Source organism: Pedobacter sp. Leaf250, from assembly GCF_920984735.1.
Taxonomy (GTDB): domain Bacteria; phylum Bacteroidota; class Bacteroidia; order Sphingobacteriales; family Sphingobacteriaceae; genus Pedobacter.
Genome location: NZ_CAKLBU010000034.1, coordinates 21,121 through 27,518, shown reverse-complemented (window position 1 = coordinate 27,518; position 6,398 = coordinate 21,121). Strand labels below are relative to the sequence as shown.

Here is a 6,398-nt window from a genome sequence, read left to right as displayed (position 1 = left end):
TCAAGACCACAACATCTTTCCATAACAACTTTGTTTTTTAGTTCATTATAAAGTTAATAAAGATCGATGAAGTGGTCTTAATTTTTATTGAACGCGATTATAATTCCTCACTTTTTATGTAAGTTTGAAATGAAAGTTACATATATGTATATCCATCAATCTCCATCTTGGCCAAACTTTACTTGGGATGAAAAATCTCTAAGTAATATTTTAGGCAATGTTAGATATAAGCAAGGCAAATTACTAGGCCTAATGGAATCTGTTGGATTTGATTTAAGGGAAGCAACCACACTAGAAAACCTTACAGAAGATGTATTAAAATCAAGTGAAATTGAAGGTGAAATACTTGATCATGATCAGGTGCGCTCTTCGATTGCAAGAAAATTAGGACTAGAAATTAGTGGTCTAGTTGCATCGGATAGACATGTGGATGGTGTGGTTGAAATGATGTTAAATGCAACTCAAGATTATACTAAACCACTTAGTTCTGAAAGATTATTTGGCTGGCATGCATCATTATTTCCTACAGGTAGAAGTGGTGGGTTTAAAATTGAGGTTGGAAATTGGCGTAAAAATGCAAAAGATGATCCAATGCAAGTTATTTCTGGCGCTATGGGTAGGGAAAAAGTTCATTTTCAAGCGCCAGATTCAGAATTATTAGATCATGAAATGTCTCAATTTATAAAATGGTTTAACAATTTTAAAGATTTAGATCCTATATTAAAAGCTGGAATAGCTCATTTATGGTTTGTAACCATTCACCCATTTGATGATGGAAATGGAAGAATTGCGAGGGCTATAGCGGATATGCAATTGGCTAGAGCAGATGAAACTTCGCAACGTTTTTACAGTATGTCATCTCAAATTAGAGCGGAACGTACAAATTATTATAACATTTTAGAAAAAACACAAAAAGGCAATTTGGATATTACCGAGTGGTTGGAGTGGTTTCTTCTTTGCTACGATTCAGCGCTAATTAATACAGATGGTATCCTAAATACAATAAGGAATAAAGAGAGATTTTGGAGAGAATTTTCACCTATTAACATTAATGAAAGACAAAAATTAATGTTAAATAAATTGCTCGATGGTTTCAATGGCAAACTTAATTCTTCGAAATGGGCTAAAATAGCCAAATGTTCTCAAGATACCGCCGGTCGTGACATTAATGATTTGATTGAACGTGGTATATTGATTAAAGAAGCAGCTGGCGGTAGAAGTACAAGTTATAATTTAGCATCTTTATAGTCGTTTTTTGGAAGTTTTATATCCCCCTCTTTTCCACTTCTTTAACATCTTCTCATTGATGTTTTTAGAGTGATACACTTGTCCATCATCGCCAAACATAATGCAACTATATTTTGGGTATGAACTGATAAACTCTAGGGCTTTATCTTTCCCTAAAACCATCATGGAGGTGCTGAAGCCGTTTGCAAGTTCTGCATCCGGACCAAATACTGTTACACTGGTTAAACCTGTAGCAGGATAACCAGTTACTGGATTAATAATGTGCGAATAACGTTTTCCATTAAAAGTTACAAACTTCTCGTAAGTTCCAGAAGTAACTACAGCACCATTTTTGAGTGGAACTACAGCGAAAAGACTGTCTTTATGAAATGGATTCGTAATTCCAATTATCCAGTTTTTCCCTTTGGGAGGCTTTCCCCAGCTACTCATGTCGCCAGAGCCATTCACAATACCTGCTTTAATTCCTTTTGCAAGCATGATGTTTCGGCATCGATCGGCGGCATAACCTTCTCCTAACGCACCAAAACCAATTTTCATTCCTTTTAACCGAAGGAAAATGGTGCTATTTAAACTATCAAGAATGATATTTTTATAACCAACTTTTTCCATTGATTTTTTTACTGCCACTTCATCGGGCATTTCAGTCATTGACCCATCAAACTTCCATATTCTATCCATTGCAGCAAAACTTATATCAAATGCTCCATGGGTTATTTTAGATAGATGAAGCGCTCGTTTGGTAAGCTCAAAAACTTCTTGGTCAACCTTTACAGGTTTAATTCCTGCATTTCTATTTACTTCAGAAATTTGTGTTTGTGGCTTCCAATCTGAAATTAAGTATTCAATTCGGGTTATTTCGGCAATTACTGTATCAATATTTGTCTGAGCAGTTTCTGCATCAGCAGCTACAATAGTAATTTCAAACTTACTGCCCATTAACAAGGTTGTACGCTTTTTAAGTACTTGTGCGGTGCTGGTGAAAAAGGATAGGAGTAGAAGGATAATTAATTTGCTTTTCAAAACCAAAATTTAGTATTTAATGATTTCCAAAGTTAGGAAAGCTTGGGCGATTGACCTTAAAATAATCTTACTTTGAAATAAATTGATAAAAAGGTACGAACTCACGATGCCAGAACCATTCGGTATGCTTCCCATCTTCTATTTCTAAAAGCATGATATTTTTATTTATACCATCAGGATTTACAATGCTATGCACTTTTTTCATGTCGCGAACCATTGCCGAACCTTCCTTATCGCCAGCCACAAAAAATATTTTGCTGTTTTTTAATCCGGCTAATCTGTCCTTTATATCATCATATATTTTCGGTGCCAACCAAAATGCCGGACTAAAAACTCCCGCCGAGCCAAATACCTTTGGATATTTAGCAATGGCATACATGGAAATTAATCCGCCCATTGAACTTCCCGCAATAGAGGTGTTTTTAACATCCCTCAAAGTTCTGTATTTCGAATCTATGTAAGGCTTTAAAGTTTCTACTAAAAATTGTACGTAAGCTTTCCCATCGCCTTTTCCATATTGACTATCATATGGATTATATTCTTTTAATCGATCTTTTCCTGCGTGGTCTATTCCAACGATTATCATTTCTTTTGAGCCCTCACGAATTAAACTATCCAATAACGAATCAACAGCCCATTCGTTTGCCCTGGGTGGATTTGCATGAAAAAGATTTTGCCCATCCTGCATGTAAATAACAGGATATTTCTTTTTTGATTTAGAATAATTTTTAGGCAAGTAAATCCAGATCTGGCGATGCTTATCTAGCTGAGGCATAAAGAAAGCTGTATCTACAATATGAACATGATCCCCGTAGTGATATTTTTCATCAACCTGTGTAAAATGATCAGCCCAATTTGCAATACTCACATCCATAGTTGTATCAACATTTAAATTGAATGTTCTGTTTTCAATGGATTTTCCATTTGCCTGCGATTCTACCTTACTCCAACTTCCACGGGTAATTTTAAATTCATAAAAACCTTTTGGTAAGCTCAGCTGAATGGAATAGCTATTGTTAATTTTCTGATTTAAAACAAGTGCTTTCCCTCTTGGGTTCCAATCATTAAAATTCCCTGCTATAAATAAGCTATCATTAATCTGCTTTGGAACGCTTACGTTAATCAATACCTTAAGCTGTGCGCCAGTAACTAAAGGCAGTAGAAAAAATATCGTCAATAATCTTCCTATCATAAAAGATTTGTCAATTGATAATGATTTAAAGATTGGCAAATACAAAGTTTAACCTAGCCAATTCTGTTTTTACCTGGTTCATTCCTATTAAACCACCCGACATTCCACTTGATTGCTGAAAGATATTAACCATCAGTTCTTTTTCGGGGGTGGGAGTCATCGTTACACTAAATTTGTAATATTTAACGAAAGCACCAAGCAAAATTCTTTGAATCCGGCTACCTTTTTCCAATGTTAAATTTCCAAATCCCTGATCTAATACTTTATATCCTTGTTGTTCTAAATGATAACCAATGGTTTTGGTCATTTCTTCAACAGAAACATTTCCGTATAAATTTGAAATCAAACCATCTACAGTTTGAAGGTTTTTGATAAAATATGGCATTACTTCTAATGATTATTTAAGTTCATCTAACACCCTAAATAGTTTTTTGTTTATTCCACTTCCGCTGTAATTATTAACATTGATTACCATTACATATTTATTTCCAGCGGCATCGGTATGATAACCGGCAAAAGCCGAAACATCGTTTATGGTTCCGCTTTTTATTTTCATGCCGTTATATTCTGGTAAACCTTTATAAAAATCAGCGAACCAATTTTCTTTTTGAATTTGAAATAAAATACTGGCCATTGCCGATGTTGTTACTCTATCGCCAGGAGAAAGTCCGCTGCCATCAATAATATTTAAAGCTGATTTATCAATTCCCTTATTGGCCCAAAAATTAATTTCAGTTTCAGCACCTTTTGCTGTGGTAGCTGCTTTACCCGATTTTAAAGCGATGGTTTTTAATAACGTTTCTCCATATAAATTGATGCTTTTCTTTAAGAACCAATAAGTGATTTCGCTTAGGGGAGGAGAACTGATGGTACTTAATTTCTGAGTTACAACAGGAATTGATTGATTATTCAATGCCATTAATCTTGTAGTTGTAGCTTGTTGATTTGTTGGTATTCCTAATCTTTTCAAAGTATCCTGCAAACGATAGGCACAATCGAAAGTCGGGTCGGGGAGTGCAACTGAAATTCCTGTTTTGCCAATTCCCATACCCCAGCTACCACGCAAATAAGCGAGGTTGCTGTATGGAGGAAGAAAAGCATAACTTCTATCGCCAGTACCTGATGAACCTGTTTTTAGCTCGTTTATAATTTGTACATACGGTGTTTCAGGTACAGTTTTTACTACTTTAACTTCATCAGCTGTGCTTGAACCTGGCCGTAAATGAATATCAAACTGATTTTCTCTCCAGGCTAAACCAGATGTTCCTGCACCATAGTAGTTTCCGATATCTTGCCAAACCCAACCTTCGGGAGTGGTTTGCGTACCGAAAATGCGGTCGTCGCCAATAATTACACCTTCAATTTTCTTAATTCCCGCTGCTTTTATTGCGGCAACCCACTGTGTTAAAACAGCATTTTCTTTATTCTGATATCGCCACGAACCCAGAGTAGGGTCGCCACTACCAACAATAATTAAATTTCCTTTTAAAACTCCATCTGTAGTAATGTTTCCAGAATAGGCCAAAGTGGTTTGAAACTGAAAATCCTTACCCAAAATACTAAAAGCTGTGGCTGCGGTAATCGTTTTTAAGGTTGAAGCCGTTGCCAAACCAATCTGTTCATTTTTTGCGAAAAGTATTTTACCTGTATTTGCATCCAAAACACAAAGCGAAATAATGGCATGTTTAGCCTGTTCATCGGCCAGTAAATTTTTGAAAGCTTTTTCTAGGTTTTGGATTCTGTTTTGAGCTAAACAGTTTATAGAGAGGAAAATAAAAAGTATTGCAGGCTTAAAAAACTTCATGTGGTAAAAATAAATGAAATAAAAAAAGTGATGTGTAACAAACACATCACTTTACTAAGTTATCGTCACTCCGAATTTATTTCAGAGTCTGCAATTAAGATGCTGAACTGATTCAGCACGACGTATAATTACTAAACTAATTCTTTCTGAATTAAATATTCTGCAATTTGAACTGCGTTTGTTGCTGCACCTTTACGTAAATTATCAGCAACAATCCAAAGGTTTAAAGCTTTCGGCGCCGATTCATCTCTACGGATACGACCAACAAAAACCTCATCTTTTTCATGAGCATCTTTAGGCATTGGGTATTTTAAGTTTGCCACATCATCAACAACGATAATCCCTGGCGCTTTTTCTAAAATACTACGAACTTCAGCCAAATCAAAATCATTCTCGAATTCGATATTCACCGATTCAGAGTGACCACCCATTACAGGAATACGAACAGTTGTAGCCGTAACCTTGATGTTATTATCGCTCATGATTTTGTTCGTTTCCTTAACCATTTTCATTTCCTCTTTGGTGTAACCATTTTCCATGAAAACATCGATATGAGGAAGAACATTTAAATCAATTTCGTAAGGATAAGCCTTCGGACCATCAACACCTTTACGTTCGTTCATTAATTGCTCAACGGCTTTAACACCTGTACCAGTAACCGATTGGTAAGTAGAAACCACTACACGTTTGATTTTATATTTATCATGCAAGGGTTTTAAAACCACCACCATTTGTATGGTAGAACAGTTTGGGTTGGCGATAATTTTATTATCAATAGAAAGCTCGTGCGCATTAACCTCGGGAACAATCAGTTTAATTGCTGGATCCATTCTCCAAGCCGAAGAATTATCTATAACCGTTGTACCAGCTTCTTTGAAACGTGGAGCATGTTCTAATGACGTATTTCCACCAGCAGAAAACAAAGCGATGTCTGGTCTCATGCCAATTGCAGTATCCATGCTAACGATTGGGAACTTCTTACCCTTAAAAGTAATTTCCTTACCAACACTCTTTTCTGATGCTACGGGAATTAACTCTGTTAAAGGGAAATTTCTTTCCTCCAATACTTTTAACATTACGGTACCAACCAAACCGGTTGCACCTACAACTGCTACTTTCATTTTAAATTTTAAT

Annotated in this window: 6 protein-coding genes; 1 reads left to right on the top strand and 5 read right to left on the bottom strand. The window is 35.8% G+C overall.

From position 1 onward, the window contains the following. Window positions 1-129: 129 nt before the first annotated feature. Window positions 130-1,248, top strand: a complete 1,119-nt coding sequence (locus LUA91_RS20240; protein WP_231427932.1) for a Fic family protein — start codon at window positions 130-132, stop codon at window positions 1,246-1,248. On the opposite strand, the gene LUA91_RS20235 is transcribed toward LUA91_RS20240, so the two are convergent. The 5 genes from LUA91_RS20235 to LUA91_RS20215 form a co-directional block, all read right to left on the bottom strand. After that, window positions 1,243-2,268, bottom strand: a complete 1,026-nt coding sequence (locus tag LUA91_RS20235) for an FAD:protein FMN transferase (protein WP_231427931.1) — start codon at window positions 2,266-2,268, stop codon at window positions 1,243-1,245. The two genes, LUA91_RS20240 and LUA91_RS20235, sit on opposite strands and share 6 nt — an antisense overlap. A 67-nt stretch (window positions 2,269-2,335) precedes the next feature. Next, a complete protein-coding gene (locus LUA91_RS20230; protein WP_231427930.1) occupies window positions 2,336-3,460 on the bottom strand; it encodes an alpha/beta hydrolase in 1,125 nt (374 codons plus the stop codon). Window positions 3,461-3,485: 25 nt separating this feature from the next. Continuing rightward, window positions 3,486-3,845 carry a hypothetical protein gene (locus LUA91_RS20225; protein WP_231427929.1) on the bottom strand — a complete coding sequence of 120 codons (360 nt, stop codon included), beginning with the start codon at window positions 3,843-3,845 and terminating at the stop codon, window positions 3,486-3,488. Between the two features lie 12 nt (window positions 3,846-3,857). After that, entirely contained in the window at window positions 3,858-5,264 is a 1,407-nt protein-coding gene (gene dacB, locus LUA91_RS20220) for a D-alanyl-D-alanine carboxypeptidase/D-alanyl-D-alanine-endopeptidase (RefSeq protein WP_231427928.1), read from the bottom strand. 131 nt (window positions 5,265-5,395) lie between these two features. Continuing rightward, window positions 5,396-6,385, bottom strand: coding sequence for an aspartate-semialdehyde dehydrogenase (locus LUA91_RS20215; RefSeq protein ID WP_231427927.1), 990 nt, complete (start codon window positions 6,383-6,385; stop codon window positions 5,396-5,398). Window positions 6,386-6,398: the final 13 nt, after the last annotated feature.